The following is a 20422-nucleotide window of genomic DNA, read 5'->3' as shown; positions in this document are numbered from 1 at the left end:
AACCAGGGCGGGTCAGCAGTGGCCGTCGAGCCAGCGGTGCACCAGGAACAGCGCGATCGACGACGGCGGCGGCAGGATCAGCCGGTCTCCCCCGCCCACCGGCACCGGCTCGCCGGCCAGCGCGGCCCCGATCTCCCGGCGGGTGAACCAGCGCGCGTGCGCGATCTCGGCCAGGTCGACCCGGATCGGCGCGTCGGCGTCGGCGCGGGCCAGGAAGCCGAGCATCAGCGAGCCGGGGAACGGCCAGGACTGGCTGCCCACGTACGCGATCTCCTCGACCGGGACGCCTACCTCCTCGCGGACCTCGCGGAGCACGGCGGCCTCGGCCGACTCGCCGGGCTCGACGTATCCGGCCAGGCATGAGTAGCGGCGCTGTCCCGGGGTGCGCGGCCAGGCCGCGTTGTTGCCGAGCAGGCAGCGGCCGTCCGCGCCGTCCATGCCGTCGTGCACCAGCACGATCATGGCCGGGTCGGTACGCGGCCAGACCCGGTCGCCGCCCGGGTCGATCCGTGACCAGCCGGCCTCGTCGGCCTGCGTCGCCTTCCCGGTCGTGGACGAGTAGCCGTGCCGCAGGTGCCAGTTGAGCAGCGCCAGCGCGGTGGTGAACAGGCCCGCGTCCCGGTCGGTCATCAGGTGGCCGACCTCGCGCAGGTGCGCCGGGCGGGTCTCCGGCAGCGCCGGCAGCGGCCCGTCGACCGCGAAGACCGGCACGCCGTCCGGCTCGACGCCGAGGAACATCGGCACCGACCGGGGCACCTCGGGCAGGTCGCCGGGGCCGACCAGGACCAGTTCGGGTGGGCTCGCCACGCCCCGGACCAGGGCACGCCCCTCGGCGGCGGAGTCGAGCACCAGCACCCGCGCCCGCTCCCACGCCTCGGCCAGCCAGGCCGGGTCGGTACGCCGGTGGGCGGCCCGGTCGAGCGTGGACCGGGCCAGCGGCGGCGCGGGCTCGCCGCTCACGCGGATTCCGTACGCACCGGTGTCAGCGCGGCGAGCGAGTCGGCCACCCGTTCGGCGTCGCCGAGCACGACGGTGACCGCGCGGGCCGGCGCCAGGTAGCGGGCGGCCACCTCGGCCACGTCGTCCACAGTCGCGGCGGCGAGCCGGGCTGCGTGCTCGGCGAGGAAGTCCAGCCGCAGCCCGTTGCCGGCGTACGCGCTGGTCAGCGACGCGAGCCCGGCCTGGGTCGACATGCCGAGCTGGAGCGTGCCGAGCGCGTACTGGCGGGCCTGCTCCAGCTCGTCGGCCTTCGGCGGCACCGTGGCGAGTCGGCCCAGCTCGTAGTTCGTCTCCACCAGCGCCGCCGCTGTCACCTCGGTGGCCACCTCGGCGCCGGCGATGAGCACCGAACCGGCCACCGAGTGCTCGACGAGCGAGTGCGGCCCGTACGTGTAGCCCTTGTCCTCGCGGATGTTCTCCACCCAGCGGGAGGAGAAGTAGCCACCGAAGATGAGGTTCGCCAGTTGCAGCGCGGCGTGGTCCGGGTGGGTACGGGGCACCGCGGGCAGCGCGAGGCGTACCGAGGACTGCACCGAGCCGGGCCGGTCGACGAGCAGCAGCGGCCCGGGTTCCAGCGGCGGCGCGGGCGGCAGTTCGGCGACGTGGCCGTCGCCGCGCCAGCCGGCGAGCGCCTGCTCGGCCGCGTCCAGCGCCCGCTCCGGCGCCACGTCGCCGACGAGCACGAGCACCGCCCCGGCCGGGTGCACCCGCTCGGCGTGCAGCCGGCGCAACGCGGCCGGGCGGACCGCCCGGACCTGGTCCGGGTCGGGCGTCTGCACGGCGTACGGGTGGCGGCCGTACACCCGCTTGAGCAGGGCGGTTCGGGCCAGGTGCGAGGGCTGGCTCTGGGCGACCTGGATGCGGTCGACCAGCCGGTCCCGTTCGGTCTCCACCCAGTCGGCCGGGTAGTTGGCGCCGGTGAGCACCTCGGCGAGCAGTTCCAGCATCCGGTCCAGGCCGGTGACCAGGCCCGCGCCGGAGAGCATCAACCGGTCCGGGTCGAGCCCGGCGGTCAGTCCGCCGCCGACCTTCTGCAGCTCGGCGGCGATCTCGGTGGCGCTGTGCGCCTGCGTGCCGGCGAGCATGGTCTGCGCCAGCATCGCGCCGCGGGCCAGGTGCGTGCGCCCGAACGGCATCCACAGTCGCAGCTCGACCAGCGGTACGGCGGAGCGGCGTACCGCGATCACGGTGAGGCCGTTGCGCAGCGTGCGCTCGGCCTGCTTGGGCACCTTGAGGCGACGGTTCGGGCGCAGCGCCGGAAGCGGCCGGACGGCGGTGGCGGTGGTCGTACTCGTGCTCATCGGGCTCCTCCGGCGACGACCTCGACGGACGCGCGGCGCTCGGGCCGCAGGGTGGCGGCGGCGGCGCGGACCTGGTCCTCGGTCACCGCGCCGACCAGCCGGGGCAGCTCGTTGAGCAGGCCCGGCTCGCCGCGCTGCTGTTCCAGCACGGCCATCCGCAGCGCCCGGCCGAGCACCGCGTCGGTGTCGCGCAGCAGGTGGGTGGCCATCCGGGCCTGGGTGCGCGCCAGCTCTCCGTCGGTCAGCCCGTCGGTCGCCAGCCGGTCCAGTTCCTCGTCGATGGTGCGCAGCACCTTGTCCACGTCGCCGCCGGGCGGCAGGTGCGCCTGGAGCAGCAGCGCGGTGGGGTCGCGCACGTCGAACGGGTCGCCCATGAAACCGACGTACCCGCCGAGGCTGGTGACCGACCGGTCGCGCTGCACCAGCCGCTCGACCAGCCGGGACGCGTCGCCGTCGGTGAGCACCTCGGCCAGCACCACGTAGGGCAGGTAGCCGGCGAAGTCGTCGACCGGGTCGGGCACGCGCCACGCGCCGGCCACCGCCGGCAGCGGCGCCAGCGCGTCGGTGTACGTGCTGCGCCGCTCGGTGGTCAGGTCGGGCTCGGCGAAGTCGGGCCGCTGCGGGGCGGGACGGGCCGGGACGTCGCCGAAGTGCCGTTCGATGAGCGTGGTCGCCTCGGCCACGTCGATGTCGCCGCTGACCGCCAGTACGGCGTTGCCGCTGGCGTAGTAGCGGCGGAAGAAGTCGGCGGCGTCGGCCACCGTCGCCGACTCCAGGTCGTCGAAGGAGCCGTAGCCGTCGTGCGCGTTGGGGAAGGTGTCGAACATCACCGGGGGCAGCGTCAGCCAGGGGAACCCGCCGTACGGCCGGTTCAGCACGTTGACCCGGATCTCCTCCTTGACCACGTCGACCTGGTTGCGCAGGTTCTCCTCGGTCAGCCGGGGGCCGCGCATCCGGTCGGCCTCCAGGAACAGCGCGCGTTCCAGGGCGTTGGCGGGCAGCGTCTCGAAGTAGTCGGTGTAGTCCAGGTGGGTGGAGCCGTTGAACGTCCCGCCGGCGCCCTGGACGTGCCGGAAGTGGGCCAGCTTCTCCAGGTTCTCCGACCCCTGGAACATCAGGTGCTCGAAGAGGTGGGCGAAGCCGGTGCGTCCCTCCGGCTCGGAGCGGATGCCGACGTCGTAGACCACAGCCACCCCGATGACCGGGGCGCTGCGGTCCGGCGTGAGCACCACACGCAGGCCGTTGTCGAGGGTGAACCGTTCGGCCGGGTACTTCGTCGCTGGGATCTTCGCTCTCCGCGTGGACACGAGATCGACATTAGCGCTTCCGTACCGGCTCTATCGCCGGTGTGCCCTGGCCGAACGGTGGACTGTTGCGGGACGGGTCTTGACGCCGACGGCCACTTGCCCCACTCTTCCTACCAACTAAATAGGAATACTGCGGATTGGACATTCGATGAGAGGGCTTCCCCTGCGCCGCCTGGTCACCCTGGCGACCCTGGCCGCGGTCGGCGCGGCCACGCTCGGCACCACCGCCGCCTGCGGCGAGGACAGCGACGCCGCCGGCGGGTCCGGCCCGGTCACGCTGCGCCTGGGCTACTTCCCCAACATCACGCACGCCCCGGCCGTGGTCGGCGTGGAGAAGGGGATCTTCAAGGAGAAACTCGGCAGCGACGTCGAGCTGGACACCAAGACCTTCAACGCCGGCCCGGCCGCCATCGAGGCCGTCTTCTCCGGCGCGCTCGACGCCACGTACATCGGCCCGAACCCGACGGTGAACGCCTTCTCCAAGTCCAAGGGCGAGGCGGTCCGGGTCATCTCCGGCGCGGCGTCCGGCGGCGTCGCGCTCGTGGTCAAGCCCGGCATCACCTCGGTGGAGCAGCTGCGCGGCAAGAAGATCGCCACTCCGCAGCTCGGCAACACCCAGGACGTGGCGCTGCGCTTCTGGCTCAAGGAGAAGGGCCTGGAGACCACCAAGGAGGGCGGCGGCGACGTCAAGATCGTGCCGCAGGAGAACGCGCAGACGATCGAGACGTTCGGCAGCGGCGCCATCGACGGCGCATGGGTGCCCGAGCCGTTCGTCTCCCGGCTGGTCAACGCCGGCGGCAAGGTGCTCGTCGACGAGCGTGACCTCTGGCCGGACAAGAAGTTCGTCATCACCAACCTGCTGGTCAGCACCAAGTTCCTCAAGGCACACCCGGACGTGGTGAAGAAGCTGGTCGAGGGCCAGGTCGCGGCGAACGAGTTCGTCAACACCAAGCCGGACGAGGCGCAGCAGGCCATCTCCGACCACATCGGCAAGATCACCGGCAAGCCGCTGGACCTCAAGCTGATCAAGCAGGCCTGGCCGACGCTGGAGTTCACAAACGACCCGATCCCGGCCTCGCTGAAGACCGGCCTGGACCACGCCGTCGCGGTCGGGCTGACCCAGCCGGTCGACCTGAACGGCCTGTACGACCTCAAGTACCTCAACGAGGTCCTCAAGGCGCAGGGCAAGGCCGAGGTCAGCCAGCCGTGACGTCGACGACCACGACCCCGCGCAGCGCGACCGGCTCGGTCGCGCTGCGCGGCGTCACAAAGGTGTACGGCCAGGGCGACCAGGCCGTCCTGGCGCTGGACGGACTGTCGCTGGACATCGCGCCCGGCGAGTTCGTCTGCATGGTCGGCGCGTCCGGCTGCGGCAAGAGCACGCTGCTCAACCTGGTCGCCGGCCTGGACCGGGCCAGCGGCGGCACCATCGAGCTGGGCGAGGGCGTCAACCCGGGGCTCATGTTCCAGGAGCCGGCGCTCTTCCCCTGGCTCACCGTCGAGGGCAACGTCGAGGTGCCGCTGAAGCTGCGCGGTCTCCCCCGCGACCAGCGCAAGGAGCGGGTGGCCGAGCTGCTGCGCACGGTCCACCTGTCGGAGTTCGGCCGCAAGCGCCCGCACCAGCTCTCCGGCGGCATGCGGCAGCGCGTCGCGCTGGCCCGCACGCTCGCGCTGGAGACGCCGGTGCTGCTGATGGACGAGCCGTTCGGCGCGCTGGACGCGATGACCCGCGACATCCTGCACGACGAGCTGGAGCGGATCTGGACCGAGCGCAAGCTCACCGTCCTGTTCGTCACGCACAACGTCCGCGAGGCGGCCCGGCTCGCCGACCGCATCGTGCTGCTCTCCAGCCGGCCCGGCCGGATCATCTACTCCACCGAGGTCGCCGTGCCGCGCCCCCGGCGGATCGACTCGCCGGAGGTCTCGGCCATCGCCGCCGAGGTCACCGACCGGCTGCGCAAGGAGGTGGGCCGGCATGGCCAGTGACACCCTGTCCGCGTCGGCGCGGGCCGACGCGGAGATCTCCGGGCTCGACGCGCTGGAGATCGCCGGCCGGGAGAAGGGCCCGTCCCGGGTACGCCGCCTGTGGTCGGCCACCTGGCCCAAGCTCGCCGCGCTCGCGCTCGCGGTGGCGATCTGGCAGGCGGTGGTCTGGTCCGGGTGGAAGGAGCCGTGGGCGCTGCCCGGCCCGGCCGTGGTCTTCGGCGACCTCGGGGAGTACCTGCTCAGCTCGGCGCTCTGGGAGGGCCTCGCCACCACGGCCCGGCGGGCGGCGGTCGGGTTCGCCGCCGCGGTCGCGGTCGGCCTGCTGCTCGGCCTCGGCGTGGCCCGGGTCAAGGTGCTCCGGGCCGCGCTCGGCTCGATGATCACCGCGTTGCAGACCATGCCGTCGATCGCCTGGTTCCCGCTGGCCATCCTGCTGTTCCAGCTCAGCGAGCAGGCGATCTTCTTCGTGGTGGTGCTCGGCGCCGCGCCGTCGGTCGCCAACGGCGTCATCCACGGCGTGGACTACGTGCCGCCGCTGCTGGTCCGCGCCGGCCGCAACCTCGGCGCCCGGGGGCTCAACCTCTACCGGTACGTGATCGCGCCGGCCGCGCTACCGGCCATCGTGGCCGGGCTCAAGCAGGGCTGGGCGTTCGCCTGGCGCAGCCTGATGGCCGGTGAGCTGCTGGTGGTCATCGCCACCCGCACCTCGATCGGCGCGCAGCTCACCTACGCACGCGAGCTGAGCGAGGCGCCACGCCTGATGGCCATCATGATCGTCATCCTGGTGGTGGGCCTGCTCGTGGACACCGCGTTCGGGGCCGCCGACAAGGCCATCCGCCGCCGCTGGGGCGTGCTGGACCAGGCCGGCAACTGACGTCGTGTACATCTCCGCGCGCGCCGACTACGCGCTCCGGGCCATGCTCGCCGTCGCCGACGCCGCCGGTACCCCCGGCGACGCGGTGTCCGGCGGCGGCGAGCTGGTCAAGGCGGCGAGCCTGGCCGAGAGCCAGGACATCCCGCTCAGCTTCCTCCAGGGGATCCTGCTCGACCTGCGGCGGGCCGGGCTGCTGCACAGCCATCGCGGCACCGAGGGCGGGTACGCGCTGACCCGCCCGCCGGACGAGATCAGCGTGGGCGACGTGCTCCGCGCGGTGGGTGGCGCGATCACCAGCGTCCGGGGCATCCCCGCCGACCGGGCCGGCTACCACGGCGTGGCCACCGGCCTGCGGGACGTGTGGCTGGCGGTGGACGGCGCGATCGCCCTGGTCGTGGACCGGACCACGCTCGCCGACCTGCTGAGCGACCGGGCGACGGCACCCTGACGCGCGTCCGGTCACAGGGCGACGGCGCGCGGGGTCGCGGACCCGGCCGGTTGTCGGCCACAGAGGGCATGACTCCTGGCCGATATGACTCTCGGGCATATTTATACCTGAGAGTCATATCGCTTTCCGGGCATCATCCGCCCGGCGCGGCTACTGAGCGTGCGGGGCGCTCATTCCGGGCGTGAAGCTGCGGGCGGCGCCGCGATCCGGCGAGCCGCCGTCGGAGGGCCGCCAGGGCCCGAACGCGGCCACCGCGGCGAGCGCCAGGCCGGCCCCCGCCACCGCGAGCACCAGCAGCACTTCCCGTGCACCGCCCGATCCGGCTTCCCCCGCCATGAACCGCTCCCTCCGCGTCCGGCCGACCCCCCGACCGGTCCCCGCCCGACAGCATCGCCGCCACGGCGAGGCCGGACAGTCGGACAGCCGACCGAACGTCGACTGATTCCCGACTCAGGGACGGTCGGCCGGCCCGCTCGAAGCCGAGCCGGTCAGGCGCGGTCAGCGGCGGCGCGGACGCCGGCGAGGACGGGTCGCCGGGGCGGGGTGCGCGGCAGCGGGCGCGGCGATGGTCACCGGCACACCGGACGGCTCCCGGGCGCCGGTGAGCCGGCTCAGCTCGCTGTCGCCGGGGCGTACCCGGGTGGTCTTGGGGTTGATGCCCGCGGTGCTCATCAGCCGGGCGACGTCGCGGCGCTGCTCCGGCAGCACCAGCGTGACCACGGTGCCCGACTCGCCGGCCCGCGCGGTCCGGCCACCCCGGTGCAGGTAGTCCTTGGCCTCCGCGGGCGGGTCGGCGTTGACCACCAGGTCCAGCCCGTCGACGTGGATGCCCCGGGCCGCCACGTCGGTGGCCACCAGCGCGGTGACCTGCCCGGTGCGGAACTGCTCCAGGATGCGGGTGCGCTGCGGCTGCGACTTGCCGCCGTGCAGCGCCGCGGCGCGTACGCCCTTGGCGAGCAACTGCCGGGCCACCCGGTCGGCGCGGTGCTTGGTGGCGATGAAGACGATGGTGCGGCCCTCGCGGGCGGCGATGTGGGCCAGCGCGGCCTGCTTGTCGTCCGCCTCGAGGTGCAGCACGTGGTGGGTCATCGCGGTGACGGTGGCGGTGCCCGGGTCGACGGAATGCGTCACCGGGTCGGCCAGGAATCGGCGGACCAGCCGGTCCACGCCCCGGTCCAGGGTGGCCGAGAAGAGCATCCGCTGCCCGCCCGGCGCGACCTGCTCCAGCAGCTTCGTCACCTGCGGCAGGAAGCCCATGTCGGCCATCTGGTCGGCCTCGTCCAGCACCGTGATGGACACCTGGTCCAGCCGGGCGTCCCCGCGATCGATCAGGTCGTGCAGCCGGCCCGGCGTGGCCACCAGCACCTCGGCGCCGGCGCGCAGCGCGGCCGCCTGCCGGGTCAGGGAGAGCCCGCCGACCACTGTGGCGCAGCGCAGCCCGAGCGTGGCAGCGTACGGGGTGAGCGCGGCGGTGACCTGCGCGGCCAGTTCCCGGGTGGGTACGAGCACCAGCGCGAGCGGACGGCCCGGACGGGCCCGGCGGCCGGCCGTACGGTGCAGCAGCGGCAGCCCGAACGCGAGCGTCTTGCCGGAGCCGGTGCGGCCCCGGCCGAGCACGTCGCGGCCGGCCAGCGAGTCCGGCAGCGTGGCCGCCTGGATCGGGAACGGCGCGGAGATGCCCTGCGCGGTCAGCTCGGAGACGAGCGCCGGCGCCAGGCCGGTGGCGGCGAACGTGGGCAGGGTCGTGGTCATGCGGAAAGCCTTCCTCGAGGCGGCACGTGTCGAGGAAGGGCGCCGGGCTGCGGCGCGTCACCGGCGTCACCGGTGGTCACAAGCACGAACCGAAAGGGACGGGCCGGCCCGGCAGAGGCGGGCCGGCCCGTGCACCGCGCCCGAGAGGGCGCGGTGGTGGTGCCGGTTGATCCGAAGATCAGAGCGGACGGATGTTCTCCGCCTGCGGGCCCTTCTGGCCCTGGGTCACCTCGAACTCGACCCGCTGGTTCTCGTCCAGGCTCCGGTAGCCGGAGGTCTGGATCGCCGAGAAGTGGGCGAAGACGTCGGCGCCGCCGTCGTCCGGGGTGATGAAGCCGAAGCCCTTGTCAGCGTTGAACCACTTGACGGTGCCAATTGCCATGTGTTTCGTCTCCTTGACGGAACGGTCGGCCCGCACGTGTTGCGGGCCGGAGAGGAGCACCCCGCGCGTGGAATACGCGGCGTGCCTGTCGCTGCTGGTCGCCCCGCCCGGAGAACTCCGGACACAACAAAGAGCGCCTGGGGCCACAATCCGCCAGGCGCACACAGAGTCTCTGGAAACCAAAACTGCAACCCGGACAACGTATCACGGACTCGTGCGCTGCGGTAGATCCCCCGGGATTTCCGGCACGGCGGCCACCAGATCGGCCAGCCCGTCCGCGTCGAGCAGGTCGGCCGGGCGGACGGTCACCGAGTCCCGGACGTAGTGGAACGCCGCGCCGACCCGCTCCACCGGCACCCCGGCCAGTTCCGCCCAGGCCAGCCGGTAGACCGCCAACTGCACCGCCGCCGCGTCGGCCTCCCGGCCGGTGGGCTGCCGCCCGGTCTTCCAGTCGACCACGTCGTAGCGCCCGCCCGGGCGGGCAAACACGGCGTCCATCCGGCCCCGGATCACCACCCCGGCGACGACAGTGGCGAACGGCACCTCCACCTCCACCGGCACCCGGTCGGCCCACTCGCTGGCCAGGAAGCGCTCCTGCAACTCGACCAGGGCCTCGTCCGGGGCCGCGTCCTCGTCCGCCGCGCCGGGCAGCTCGTCCACGTCGAGCAGCCGGTCCGCGCCGAAGCGCTGCTCCAGCCAGGCGTGGAACGCGGTGCCGCGCCGGGCGTACGGCGTCGGTTCGGTGGGCATCGGGCGGCGCAGCGTACGGGCCAGCGCCTCCGGGTCGCGGCGCAACGCCACGAGCTGCGTCACCGACATCTGGCCCGGCAGTTCGACCTCGGCCGCCTCAGCCTGCCGGGCCAGCTCCGCCCGCTCGGCGAGCAGCAGCTCGGCCTCGCGCCGCCAGCGCGCCACCTCGGCGTCCTCCGCCGCGCCCGTGGTGGCGAGCAGCGCCGCCTCGCGCCGGGCCACCTCCGGGTCGGCGAGGTACCGGCGGACCAGCGCCGCCGCCTCGGTGAGCGCCGGCCGGCGGGCGCCCAGCGGGTCGGCCGGCCACTCGGCCCGCAGCACCGTCTCGGTGGTCGGGTTCACCGCGTCCCCGGCCGGCTCGGGCGTCCAGGCGTCGACCACATGGCCGTCCGGGTCGGCCAGGCAGGCGTCGTGCACCTCCCGCAGGAACACCGACGGGCCGCGGAACCGTTTGGTCCCCTCCCCCCACCAGTAGCCGGAGCAGAGCAGCAGGCGGCGGGGGCGGGTCACCGCCACGTACGCCAGCCGGCGCTCCTCCCGCTCGTCGTGCGCCCGCCAGTCGTCGGTGAACTCGGTCAGCGCCCGGGCCACCCCGCGCTGGTCCTCCGCCTCCGGCAGGGCCAGCTCGGGCAGTCCGTCCGCGTCGCCGCGCAGCGGGAACGGCAGCACGCCGAGCCCGCCCAGCCAGTGGTCGGAGTTGCGCACCGGCCCCGGCCAGACGCCCCGGGTCATCCCGGCCACCGCCACCACGTCCCACTCCAGGCCCTTCGCGGCGTGCGAGGTCAGCACCTGCACCGCGCCGGCCACCACCTCGACCTCGCCGGGCGCCAGCCCGCGCTCCTCGTCCTCGGCGGCGGCCAGGTAGGCGAGGAAACCGGCGAGCGTCGCGCCGGGCGTCTCGCCGCTGAACCGGGCCGCCACGTCGCCGAGCGCGTCCAGGTGCGCGCGGGCCAGCCCGGCGTCGCCCGCGCCGTCCCGGCCGGCCCGGACCGCCACCTCGACGTCGAGGCCGATGGTCCGCTCGATGTCCGCGATCAGTTCCGGCAGCGACTGGTCCAGGCGGTAGCGCAGCAGCGCCAGTTCCATCCCGTACGAGCGCAGCCGCGCGTAGCCCTCGGCCGAGTACGCCTGCGCCGGCCCCAGGTCCGCCAGCGCCTCCACGAGCGTCGCCTCGTCCAGCACGTCCACGGTGATCTCCGGGCCCTCGTCGCCGGTCAGCTCCCGGCGGCTGCGGGCGATCGCGCGAGCGCGGCGGTGCAGGGCGACCAGGTCACGCGGGCCGATCCGCCAGCGCGCGCCGGTGAGCAGTCGCAGCAACGCCGCCCCGTCGGTCGGGTCGGCGAGCACGCGCAGCGTGCACACCACGTCCCGTACCTCCGGGGTGTCCAGCAGCCCGCCCAGCCCGACCACGTCGACAGGCAGTCCACGAGCGCGCAACGCCGCCTCGATCGCCGGGATCTGGCTGCGCAGCCGCACCAGCACCGCGGTGGTCGGGCGGCGGTCGGCCGGGATGTGCTCGGGCAGCGCGCCGGGCATCCCGGCCGCACCCCGCCAGGCCGCCAGCACGCTGTCCGCGATCCAGTCGGCCTCGTCGGCGTACGTCTCCAGCAGCGCGCAGTGCACGGTGCCGGCGGCCTGCCCGCCCGGCGTGCGGTGCGGGATCGGATCGCGGACGCTCAGCGCGGCGTGCAGCTCCGGCACCCGTGCGCCGGCCGCCCGCAGCGGCACCGACAGCGCGTTCGCCACGCCGAGGATCTCCGGACGGTTGCGCCAGCTCGTGGTCAGGCTGAGCACGTCGGCGGGGCTGCCGTCGGTACGGGCGAACTCGGCCGGGAACCGGTCGAGCGTGCCGGCGCTGGCCCCGCGCCAGCCGTAGATGGACTGGCACGGGTCACCCACGGCGGTGACCGGGTGGCCGCCGCCGAACAGCGCGTTGAGCAGCACCACCTGGGCGTGGCTGGTGTCCTGGTACTCGTCCAGCAGCACCACCCGGAACCGGTCCCGCTCGATCACGCCGACGCCGGGGTGGTCGCGGGCCACCCGGGCCGCGCGGGCGAGCTGGTCGGCGAAGTCCATCGCCTCGAAGTCGTCCTTGCGCCGGGCGTACGCGCGCACCAGCGGCAGCAGCTTCAGCCGGGTCCGCTGGAGCTGGAGCGCCTTGCGCACGTCGGCGTAGACCCGGCCGGGACGCGACTGCACCTCGGCGAAGAACCGGCCGGTCCAGCCGGCCAGCTCGTCCGGGTCGACCAGGTGCTCGTCCAGCTCACCGGCGAGCGCCAGGACCGCGTCGGTGATGGTGGACGGCATCCGGTCCACCTCGGACATGTCCCCGTCGTAGTTGCGCACCAGCATGTCGACGAGCTGCCAGCGGGACGCCTCGGTGAGCAGCCGGGTGGTCGGCTCGTACCCGGCGCGCAGCCCGTGCTCGGTGACGATCCGCCCGGCGTACGAGTGGTACGTGGACACGGTCGGCTCGCCCGCCAGCGGGTCGTCGTGCGGGTCCCGCCCCTGCCGGCCGAGCCGCCGGATGAGCTGGTCGAGCCGCGTGCGGACCCGGTGGGCCAGCTCGCCGGCCGCCTTGCGGGTGAAGGTGAGGCCGAGGATGTGCTCGGGGCGTACGTAGGAGTTGGCGACCAGCCACACCACCCGCGCGGCCATCGTCTCGGTCTTGCCGGAGCCGGCGCCCGCGACCACCAGCAGCGGTTCCACCGGCGCGGCGATGATCGCGGCCTGTTCCCGGGTGGGCGCGGGCAGCCGCAGCAGCCGGGCCAGCTCGACGGGCGTGTAGCGGGGCCCGGCGTCGGCCGCGCGCGGCGTGGGCGTGGCGGAGGCGCCGAACAGCGCCGGCTGAACGCTCATGAGTTCTCCGGGGGCGGCTCGACCACCTGGCGGCCCTGGCCGGAGACCGGGCAGCTGGTGCGTACCGGGCAGACCCGGCACTTGGAGTTGGCCACCGCGGCGAACGTCGAGGCGGCCATCGTGTCGGCGGTACGGCGCACCAGCGCGGTGGCCCACCCGGCCTCCGGCCCCTCCCCGGCCGCGGCCTGGGTCTGCTCCTTGGCGTCCCGCGCTCCGGTGCCGAGCTGCACCAGCGCGGCCCCGCCCGGTTCCTCGCCGAACTCGGCGAACCCGCCCGCCTCCACCGCCGCCTGGTACGCGCCGAGCTGCGGATGCTCGGCCACCTCCCGCTCGGTGACCGCCGTCGACTTGCCGGTCTTCAGGTCGATCACCACGAGCCGCCCCTCGGCGTCGACCTCCAGCCGGTCGACCCGGCCGGTCAGCTCGATCGGGCGGGACGGATCGTCGAGGCGGACCGCGAACTCGTGCTCGATCGCCAGCAGCCGGCGCGGGTTGCCGGCCAGCCAGCGCAGCAGCTTGTCCACCATCGCCTCGGCGCGCTGCCGCTCCGGACCGGCCATCCACCGGGCGGCCAGCTCGATCGCGTCGAACCGCGCGGCCACGTACTCCAGCAACGCCTCCCGGTCGACGCTGGCGTCCTCGGCGAGCATCGCGGCGGCGTGCACCAGGTTGCCGACGCCCTGCGCGGCGCTCGCCGGCCCGCTGCCGCCGTGCCGTTCCAGCAGCCAGCGCAGGCTGCACCGCAACGCGCTCTCCATCGCCGACGGGGTGACCCGCACCGGCTCGCCCTCGTCGACCAGCGGCCGGTCGTCGGAGAGGCCGCGCAGCCCCCACCAGTCGTCCGGGTGCGCGCCGGGCACCCCGGCGGCGGCCAGCCGCGCCAGCTCACCCGCCGCCGCGTGCCGCCGGGTGATCGGCGCCGCCGGGTCGGTGACAGCGGTACGCAGCTCGGCCACCAGCGCGGACAGGGTGAGACCGCGTGGCGGCAGCGTGACCGGGAGTACGGCGGGCGGCCCGTCCTGCGGATGCTCGTCCCCGTGCGGCACCGGCCCGTCCGCGGTTTGCCCGCGCGTGACCTGGCCGGTCGGGGCGGTGCCGCCTGCGCCGGTGGCGGGTGGGTCGGCGGCTGCGATTTCGTGCAGGAAGCGGCTCGGCTGCTCCTCGTGGTCGTCCCCGCCGACGGCGGCGGACGCGACAGCGGTGACCAACAGCCGCCGCCGCGCCCGGCTGATCGCCACGTGGAACAGCCGCCGCTCCTCGTCCAGCAACGCCGACGTCTGCCCGACCAGGCTGGCCCGCAGGCCGGCCCCGTCGGCGCGACCGGCCAGCACGTCGACCAGGCGCTCCGAGCCGAGCAGGCTGCCGCGCAGGCGCAGGTCCGGCCAGACGCCCTCCTGCACCCCGGCCACCGCGACCAGATCCCATTCCAGGCCCTTCGCGGCGTGCGCGGTGAGCAGGCGTACCGCGTCGCCCCGGTCGGCGGCGGCGGCGAGCGTGTCGGCGGGCAGTTCCTGCCCGAGAACGTGGTCGAGGAACACCTCGGTACGCGCGCCGGGCAGCCGGTCGGTGAACCGGGCCGCCGCGTCGAACAGCACGAGTACGGCGTCCAGGTCCCGGTCGGCGGCCTCGGCCCGCCACCGCTGGGCGGTCTCGTGCTCGCCGGTGGCCGCCCGCCCCCTGGTGATCGCCCCGGCCCAGCGTTCGGCCAGCCCGCTCTCCCGCCACACCGCCCAGAGCACGTCCTCGACCGTCGCGCCCGGGGTGGCGGCGGCCTGCCGGGCGGTCTCCAGCAGGTGCGCCACGGCCTGCGCGGGGGCCGCCCAGCGGCGCTCGATGGTGGACAGCTCGGCCGGGTCGCGCAGCGCCTCCACCAGCAGGTCGCCGGAGGGACGGCGGTCGCCGCCGGCCAGCGCCAGCGCCCGCAGCCCTTGACGCAGCCGCCGCTCGGCCAGCGGGTCGGCCCCGCCCAGCGGCGAGTGCAGCAGCGCGACAGCGGCCTCCTCGTCCAGCCGGTCCGGTTCGAGCGCACAGCGCAGCAGGAGCAGCAGCGGGGCGACCGCCGGCTGGAGGTGCAGCGGAAGGTCCTCGCCGTGCACGACGGTCGGCACCCCGGCCGTGTGCAGCGCGCGCCGCAGCGACGGCAGTTGCCGGCCGGTGGAGCGGACCAGCACCGCCATCCGGGACCACGGCACGCCGTCGAGCAGGTGCGCCTCGCGCAACGCGTGCGCCAGCCAGGCCGACTCGCTGGTGGCGGAGCGGAACGTCCGTACCTCCACCGTTCCGGCCGGCGCATCGGGCAGCGGGCGCAGCCGCCGGTGCGCCGCCGGGCCGCGCAGCCGCCGGGCCAGCCGGGCGGTGGCCGCGAGCAGTTCCGGCCCGGCCCGGTAGGAGGTGGTGAGCGTGACCTGGGCCGCCGGCGCGCCGGAGGCGGTGCGGAAGCGGTGCGGGAACGTGGCGACGCCGGCCGGGTCGGCGCCCCGGAAGGCGTACGTGGACGAGTCCGGGTCGGCGAACGCCACCAGGGACCGCCCGCCTCCGGCCACCACGGCGAGCAGGTCGAGCTGCGCCGGGTCGGTGTCGGCCAGCTCGTCGACGTACACGTGGGCCAGGCGGCGGCGCTCGGCGGCGAGCAGCTCGGGATCGTCGAGCAGCATGCCGGTGGCGGCCCGCACCAGCTCCGCCGGGTCGTACGCGACCGAGCCCCTGTTGCTCACGTCGCGCAGGGCGAGCACGGCGACGTACTCGCGCAGGAAACGCGCGGCGGCCGGCCAGTCGGCGCGGCCCAGCTTCTCGCCCAGCCGGGCCAGCTCCACCGGCCCGACGCCGCGCTCCGCGGCCCGCATCAGCAGGTCGCGCAGCTGCTGGGCGAACGCCCGGGTACGCAGCGCGGGGCGCAGATCCTCCGGCCAGCCGACCGGGTCGTCGCCGGGCTCCTCCCCCACCACGTCGAGCAGCTCGCGGATGATCAGATCCTGCTCCGGGCCGGTGAGCAGCCGGGGCGAGGGCTCGCCGCGTTCGGCAGCGGCACGACGCAGCAGCCCGAAGGCGTACGCCGGGAACGTGCGCACCAGCGGCTCGCGGACCACGCGGTGTCCGTCCCCGGCGATACGCGCCTCGATCCGGTGGCGCAGCTCGGTGGCGCCCCGCCGGCCGAAGGTGAGCACCAGGATCCGCTCCGGGTCGACGCCCTCGGCCACCCGGGCGGCGACCGCCTCGACGAGCGTGGACGTCTTGCCGGTGCCGGGACCACCCACGACGAGCATCGGCCCGTCGGTGTGCGCGACCACCTCGGCCTGCACCGGATCGACCCGGCGCGAGACGTTCGTGCCCGCCCCGGCCCCGGTCCCCGCCGAAGCGGCCGACGGTGACGACACCCCGGTCCCGGTCTGCGGCGAAGCGCTGTCGTGCGGCGTGGCGGTCTGTGGGTGCGCGGCATCGCCCGCCGACCCCCCGGATCGCGGCTCCGCCTCGGCCGGCCCACCGGACCGACCCACCCCCTGCCCCGCCCCGGCGTCGTGGGTGACCCCCGCCCCCGCGCCGCCGGGCCGGCGCACCAACCGGTACGCCTGCATCACCGACATCCCACCACGCCGGTACGACACCCGGAAACCGACAGTCGTCCCGCCCGTCACCAGCTCACCTTGCCCGCGGCGCGCACCATTGCCGGCTCCGCCCCACGCCCGGCTCCATGCGTTCACGCCACCTCGGCGAAGTGGCCGCATCACGCGCGCCCGGACACCACCACCTCCCCGAAGTGGTGTCGATCAAGCACGCCGAGACGGTGGTGAACAAGCACGGGTGGCCGGGCGCGCGTCAGGTGAGGCGGGCGTCGATCAGGTCGAGCGCGGCGGGCACGCTGTCGGCGACCATCAGCAGGTCCAGCGCGGCCGGCTTGAGGAAGCGCTGCTCGCCGAGCCCGCGGATCCAGTCGAGCAGCGGCCGGTAGAAGCCGTCCACGTCCACGATCACCATCGGCTTGGCGTGCAGGGCCAGGGTGGCTGTGGTCCACACCTCGAACAGCTCGTCCAACGTGCCCAGGCCGCCGGGCAGCGCCACGAACGCGTCGGACTTCTCGTCCATCAGCGTCTTGCGGTCGGCCAGGCTGTCGGTCACCAGCAGCTCGTCGGAGTCCAGGTCGGCGACCTCCAGGTCGACCAGGGACTGCGGGATGACGCCGATGGTGCGGCCGCCGGCCGCCCGCGCGCCCTCCACCACGGCGCCCATCATGCCGACGCAGCCGCCGCCGCTGACCAGCGTGTGACCGCGCCGGGCGAGTTCCTCGCCGGTCTCGGTGGCCAGCGCGAGCCAGCGGTCGTCGAGGGTACGGGAGGACGCGCAGAAGACACAGACGTTCGCCACGTTCAGCTCCGTCCGGCCGGGCCCTCGGGGGCGGCCTCGGCGGCGGCGCGCTGGTCGGCGGCGACCCGGGCGACCGCCTCCTCGCGTACCGCCTCCTGCTCGGCGGAGAGCACCGCCTCGGCCTCCACGATGTGCCGGACCGCTTCGTTGACGTCGTCGGTGAGCCGGATCAGGTCGAGGTCGGCCGGGCCGATCTTGCCCTCGGCGGCCATCGTCGTACGCAGCCAGTCGAGCAGTCCGCGCCAGTAGTCGGTGCCCATCAGCACCACCGGGAACCGGGTCACCTTGCCGGTCTGCACCAGGGTGAGCGCCTCGAACAGCTCGTCCAGGGTGCCGAAGCCGCCGGGCAGCACCACGAACGCCTGGGCGTACTTGACGAACATGGTCTTGCGGGCGAAGAAGTAGCGGAAGTCGATGGCCAGGTCGACCCAGTCGTTGAGGCCCTGCTCGAACGGCAGCTCGATGCCGAGCCCGACGGAGAGGCCGCCGGCTTCGCCGGCGCCACGGTTGGCGGCCTCCATCACGCCGGGGCCGCCCCCGGTGATCACCGCGTAGCCGGCCCGGGCCAGTGCCGCGCCCACTTCCTCGGCCATCCGGCACTCCGGGCTGTCCGGCTTGCTGCGGGCGGAGCCGAAGACGCTCACCGCCGGGGGCAGGTCGGCGAGGGTGTCGAAGCCCTCGACGAACTCGGACAGGATCCGCAGGGCCCGCCAGGCGTCCTTGGTCTTCCAGTCGCTGCGTCCCCGGGAGTCGAGCAGTCGCTGATCAGCGGTACTCGTCGGAATCGCCCGGTTGCGCAGCGTCACCGCACCGCGGTGCCGTTCCGCCCGACGCGTCTCCCCCCGCTGCCCCTGCCCAGCCGACTTCCCGCTGCTCTCGCCCATGTGGTCACCGTAATGGAGCGGATCCGGCGGGACGCGCTGGCCCGGGAGCCGAAGAAAATCTGGGATACGGGCAACTAAATCGCTGGCTCGTACGTCTTACTATTCACATACCCGGTATACCCCGGGCGACGCGCCTTCGGGGGAGGAGCCAGCGTTGATCAGTAACAGCGAGATGATCCGGATTCGCCGTCAGATGCAGCGGCGGATCCGCGACGTGGTGGCCGAGCGCCGCCGCGCCCGGATGATGGAGACCCACCGCACCGACCTCACCGGCGAGACCGGCGAGGCGGACGCGCCCCTGACGACCAGCGTCTGACGATCCGGGGCCCGCCAGGCGGGTGCGGGCCCCGGATCGCGGCGCGTCAGGCCGGGGCCAGCCAGCGGTGCAGGGTGGCCGCGCCGTCCCGGATCTTGGTCAGTTCGACGTGCTCGTCCTTGTGGTGCGCCAGGTTCGGGTCGCCGGGCCCGAAGTTCAGCGCCGGGATGCCCATGGCCGCGAACCGCGCCACGTCCGTCCAGCCCAGCTTGCCGATCGGGGCGGCGCCCACCGCCGTCAGGAACTCCTGCGCCGCCGGGTTGTCCAGCCCGGGTGGCGCGCCGGCCGCCGCGTCGGTGACCGCCAGGTCGAAGCCGGCGAAGACCTCGCGCAGGTGCGCCTCGGCGCCCGCCGGGTCGCGGTCCGGGGCGTACCGGTAGTTGATCTCGATCTCGCACCGGTCGGGGATGACGTTGCCGGCCACCCCGCCGGTGATCCGTACCGCGTTGAGGCCCTCGCGGTAGTCGCAGCCCTCGATCGTCACCCGGCGCGCCTCGTACGTGGTCAGCCGCCGCAGCACCTCGCTCGCGCCGTGGATGGCGTTCACCCCGTGCCAGGAACGCGCCGCGTGGGCCCGCTCCCCGTGCGTGGTGATCACCGCCCGCATGGTGCCCTGGCAGCCCGCCTCGACGATGCCGTACGTCGGCTCCAGCAGCACCGCGAAGTCGGCCTCCAGCCACTCCGGGTGGGTCTGCGCGACCAGGGTGAGGCCGTTGTACTTCGACTCGATCTCCTCGGCCTCGTAGAAGAAGTACGTGACGTCGTAGCGCGGGTCGGGCAGCGTGACCGCCAGGTGCAGGGCGAACGCCACGCCGGACTTCATGTCGGAGGTGCCGCAGCCGTACATCAGGTCGCCGCGCATGGTCGAGGGGAAGTTGCCGTTGAGCGGGACGGTGTCCAGGTGGCCGGCGAGCACCACGCGCTGGGCCCGGCCCAGGTCGGTACGGGCCATGACGGTGTTCTGGTGCCGGTACGTGGTCAGGTGCGGCACACGGCGCAGCACCTCCTCGACGCAGTCGGCGATCGCCTTCTCGTTGAGGGAGACCGACTCGATGTCGACCAGGGCGCGGGTCAGCGCCACCGGATCGGCCAGGACCTCGGGGGTCAACGGGTTCTGCATGTCTCGCACGGTACCGTCAACCTCGGCGGGCCAGGGAACACGTTCGGCGAGGCCCGCGGCCGCGAGCAGCGGCGGACGCCGTTGCCGGAGGAGAAGGGTGACATCGTGACGTCCGCACCATCTGCCTGGGGCATCGGCCTGGCCACCGTCACCGCCGAGGACCAGGTGCTCGACACCTGGTACCCGACCGGCAAGCTGGGTCTGGGCGAGCTGCCGCTGGTGCCCGGCGAGGACCAGGCCGACGTGCTCGACCTGCCGCCGGGCGCGATCGGCGCGCGTGCGCTGCCCGGTCTACGCACGGTCGAGGTGACCACGGTGATCGGTTCGCTGGACGACCCGATCAAGGACGCGGCCGACGCGTACCTTCGGTTGCACCTGCTCTCCCACCGCCTGGTGCGGCCGAACGAGCTGAACCTCGACGGCATCTTCGGCAAGCTGGCGAACGTGGCCTGGACGTCGGCCGGGCCGTGCCCGCCGGAGCGGGTGGACGAACTGCGTGTCATCGAGCGGGCGGCGGGCCGCCACCTGGCCGTGTACGGGGTCGACAAGTTCCCCCGGATGACCGACTACGTGGTGCCGTCCGGGGTGCGGATCGCCGACGCGGACCGGGTCCGGCTGGGCGCGTACCTGTCCTCCGGCACCACCGTGATGCACGAGGGCTTCGTCAACTTCAACGCGGGCACGCTGGGCACCTCGATGGTCGAGGGCCGCATCGTGCAGGGCGTGGTGGTCGGCGACGGCTCCGACGTCGGCGGCGGCGCCTCGATCATGGGCACGCTCTCCGGCGGCGGCACGGAGAGGGTGCGCATCGGTGAGCGCAGCCTGATCGGCGCGAACGCCGGTGTCGGCATCACGCTCGGCGACGACTGCGTGGTGGAGGCCGGCTGCTACATCACCGCCGCCTCGAAGATCACCCTTCCGGACGGCCGGACGGTCAAGGCCCGCGAGCTGTCCGGCGTCGACGGGCTGCTGTTCTGGCGCAACTCGGTGACCGGCGCGCTGGAGGCGAAGCCCCGCACCGGCCAGGGCATCAAACTGAACGCCGCGCTGCACGCCAACGACTGAGCCGTACCCCCGTCCGGGTC

The 20422-nt window shown here is 74.2% G+C and carries 17 protein-coding genes; 6 read left to right on the top strand and 11 right to left on the bottom strand.

Going from position 1 to position 20422, the window contains the following annotated elements:
* Window positions 1-12 precede the first annotated feature (12 nt).
* From nudC to DQE82_RS28170, 3 genes are read right to left on the bottom strand one after another with little or no spacing between them, the layout of a single operon-like run.
* The gene (gene nudC, locus DQE82_RS28180) at window positions 13-960 is read right to left on the bottom strand and encodes an NAD(+) diphosphatase (protein WP_064447903.1); all 948 of its coding nucleotides are present in this window, start codon (window positions 958-960) and stop codon (window positions 13-15) included.
* Window positions 957-2300, bottom strand: coding sequence for a pitrilysin family protein (locus tag DQE82_RS28175; RefSeq protein ID WP_043328450.1), 1344 nt, complete (start codon window positions 2298-2300; stop codon window positions 957-959). Before DQE82_RS28175 ends, nudC begins: the two co-directional genes overlap by 4 nt.
* Window positions 2297-3607 carry a pitrilysin family protein gene (locus tag DQE82_RS28170; protein ID WP_064447904.1) on the bottom strand — a complete coding sequence of 437 codons (1311 nt, stop codon included), beginning with the start codon at window positions 3605-3607 and terminating at the stop codon, window positions 2297-2299. The genes DQE82_RS28175 and DQE82_RS28170 overlap by 4 nt, the downstream gene beginning before the upstream one ends.
* Before the next feature lie 148 nt (window positions 3608-3755).
* On the opposite strand from DQE82_RS28170, the gene DQE82_RS28165 reads away from it, so the two are divergent.
* The 4 genes from DQE82_RS28165 to DQE82_RS28150 are packed head-to-tail and all read left to right on the top strand — an operon-like array spanning window position 3756 to window position 6915.
* Window positions 3756-4817, top strand: a complete 1062-nt coding sequence (locus DQE82_RS28165; RefSeq protein WP_064447905.1) for an ABC transporter substrate-binding protein — start codon at window positions 3756-3758, stop codon at window positions 4815-4817.
* Entirely contained in the window at window positions 4814-5593 is a 780-nt protein-coding gene (locus DQE82_RS28160; RefSeq protein WP_030503658.1) for an ABC transporter ATP-binding protein, read from the top strand. Before DQE82_RS28165 ends, DQE82_RS28160 begins: the two co-directional genes overlap by 4 nt.
* Window positions 5583-6467 carry an ABC transporter permease gene (locus DQE82_RS28155; RefSeq protein WP_030503657.1) on the top strand — a complete coding sequence of 295 codons (885 nt, stop codon included), beginning with the start codon at window positions 5583-5585 and terminating at the stop codon, window positions 6465-6467. Before DQE82_RS28160 ends, DQE82_RS28155 begins: the two co-directional genes overlap by 11 nt.
* A 4-nt stretch (window positions 6468-6471) precedes the next feature.
* Window positions 6472-6915 carry an Rrf2 family transcriptional regulator gene (locus DQE82_RS28150; RefSeq protein WP_069087336.1) on the top strand — a complete coding sequence of 148 codons (444 nt, stop codon included), beginning with the start codon at window positions 6472-6474 and terminating at the stop codon, window positions 6913-6915.
* Between the two features lie 150 nt (window positions 6916-7065).
* On the opposite strand, the gene DQE82_RS28145 is transcribed toward DQE82_RS28150, so the two are convergent.
* The 7 genes from DQE82_RS28145 to DQE82_RS28115 all read right to left on the bottom strand — a co-directional run bounded on the left by DQE82_RS28145 (window position 7066) and on the right by DQE82_RS28115 (window position 17901).
* A complete protein-coding gene (locus tag DQE82_RS28145) occupies window positions 7066-7251 on the bottom strand; it encodes a hypothetical protein (protein WP_043328445.1) in 186 nt (61 codons plus the stop codon).
* Window positions 7252-7413: 162 nt separating this feature from the next.
* On the bottom strand, window positions 7414-8667 hold the full coding sequence (locus DQE82_RS28140; protein WP_113974677.1) for a DEAD/DEAH box helicase: 1254 nt from the start codon (window positions 8665-8667) through the stop codon (window positions 7414-7416).
* A 178-nt stretch (window positions 8668-8845) separates the two neighbouring features.
* Window positions 8846-9049, bottom strand: a complete 204-nt coding sequence (locus DQE82_RS28135) for a cold-shock protein (protein WP_013288421.1) — start codon at window positions 9047-9049, stop codon at window positions 8846-8848.
* Window positions 9050-9253: 204 nt separating this feature from the next.
* Window positions 9254-12658: an ATP-dependent helicase gene (locus DQE82_RS28130; RefSeq protein WP_113974676.1), complete on the bottom strand. Its 3405-nt coding sequence runs from the start codon at window positions 12656-12658 to the stop codon at window positions 9254-9256.
* Window positions 12655-16230, bottom strand: coding sequence for an ATP-dependent DNA helicase (locus tag DQE82_RS28125; RefSeq protein ID WP_113974726.1), 3576 nt, complete (start codon window positions 16228-16230; stop codon window positions 12655-12657). Before DQE82_RS28125 ends, DQE82_RS28130 begins: the two co-directional genes overlap by 4 nt.
* A 241-nt stretch (window positions 16231-16471) precedes the next feature.
* A complete protein-coding gene (locus DQE82_RS28120) occupies window positions 16472-17017 on the bottom strand; it encodes a TIGR00730 family Rossman fold protein (RefSeq protein ID WP_043328444.1) in 546 nt (181 codons plus the stop codon).
* Window positions 17018-17019: 2 nt separating this feature from the next.
* Complete coding sequence (locus DQE82_RS28115; RefSeq protein WP_113974675.1) at window positions 17020-17901, bottom strand: TIGR00730 family Rossman fold protein; 882 nt, start codon at window positions 17899-17901, stop codon at window positions 17020-17022.
* 154 nt (window positions 17902-18055) lie between these two features.
* On the opposite strand from DQE82_RS28115, the gene DQE82_RS30925 reads away from it, so the two are divergent.
* Window positions 18056-18217 carry a hypothetical protein gene (locus DQE82_RS30925; RefSeq protein WP_166457212.1) on the top strand — a complete coding sequence of 54 codons (162 nt, stop codon included), beginning with the start codon at window positions 18056-18058 and terminating at the stop codon, window positions 18215-18217.
* A gap of 46 nt (window positions 18218-18263) precedes the next feature.
* Here the strand turns inward: DQE82_RS30925 and dapE are convergent, their stop codons facing one another.
* Window positions 18264-19337, bottom strand: a complete 1074-nt coding sequence (dapE, locus tag DQE82_RS28110) for a succinyl-diaminopimelate desuccinylase (protein WP_104115152.1) — start codon at window positions 19335-19337, stop codon at window positions 18264-18266.
* 105 nt (window positions 19338-19442) lie between these two features.
* On the opposite strand from dapE, the gene dapD reads away from it, so the two are divergent.
* On the top strand, window positions 19443-20402 hold the full coding sequence (dapD, locus tag DQE82_RS28105) for a 2,3,4,5-tetrahydropyridine-2,6-dicarboxylate N-succinyltransferase (RefSeq protein WP_043330947.1): 960 nt from the start codon (window positions 19443-19445) through the stop codon (window positions 20400-20402).
* Window positions 20403-20422 lie beyond the last annotated feature (20 nt).

Origin of the sequence: Micromonospora sp. LHW51205 (genome assembly GCF_003315815.1) — a bacterium.
GTDB lineage: Bacteria > Actinomycetota > Actinomycetes > Mycobacteriales > Micromonosporaceae > Micromonospora > Micromonospora chalcea.
This window is presented reverse-complemented; position numbering and strand designations above follow the sequence as displayed.

Bases quoted from the DNA above. Each gene is read 5' to 3' on its own strand.
- dapE (WP_104115152.1), bottom strand. From the start codon at position 19,337: ATGCAGAACCCGTTGACCCCCGAGGTCCTGGCCGATCCGGTGGCGCTG.
- DQE82_RS28140 (WP_113974677.1), bottom strand. From the start codon at position 8,667: ATGACCACGACCCTGCCCACGTTCGCCGCCACCGGCCTGGCGCCGGCG.
- DQE82_RS28175 (WP_043328450.1), bottom strand. From the start codon at position 2,300: ATGAGCACGAGTACGACCACCGCCACCGCCGTCCGGCCGCTTCCGGCG.
- DQE82_RS28145 (WP_043328445.1), bottom strand. From the start codon at position 7,251: ATGGCGGGGGAAGCCGGATCGGGCGGTGCACGGGAAGTGCTGCTGGTG.
- DQE82_RS28135 (WP_013288421.1), bottom strand. From the start codon at position 9,049: ATGGCAATTGGCACCGTCAAGTGGTTCAACGCTGACAAGGGCTTCGGC.
- DQE82_RS28165 (WP_064447905.1), top strand. From the start codon at position 3,756: ATGAGAGGGCTTCCCCTGCGCCGCCTGGTCACCCTGGCGACCCTGGCC.
- DQE82_RS28155 (WP_030503657.1), top strand. From the start codon at position 5,583: ATGGCCAGTGACACCCTGTCCGCGTCGGCGCGGGCCGACGCGGAGATC.
- DQE82_RS28125 (WP_113974726.1), bottom strand. From the start codon at position 16,230: ATGCAGGCGTACCGGTTGGTGCGCCGGCCCGGCGGCGCGGGGGCGGGG.
- DQE82_RS28130 (WP_113974676.1), bottom strand. From the start codon at position 12,658: ATGAGCGTTCAGCCGGCGCTGTTCGGCGCCTCCGCCACGCCCACGCCG.
- DQE82_RS28115 (WP_113974675.1), bottom strand. From the start codon at position 17,901: ATGGGCGAGAGCAGCGGGAAGTCGGCTGGGCAGGGGCAGCGGGGGGAG.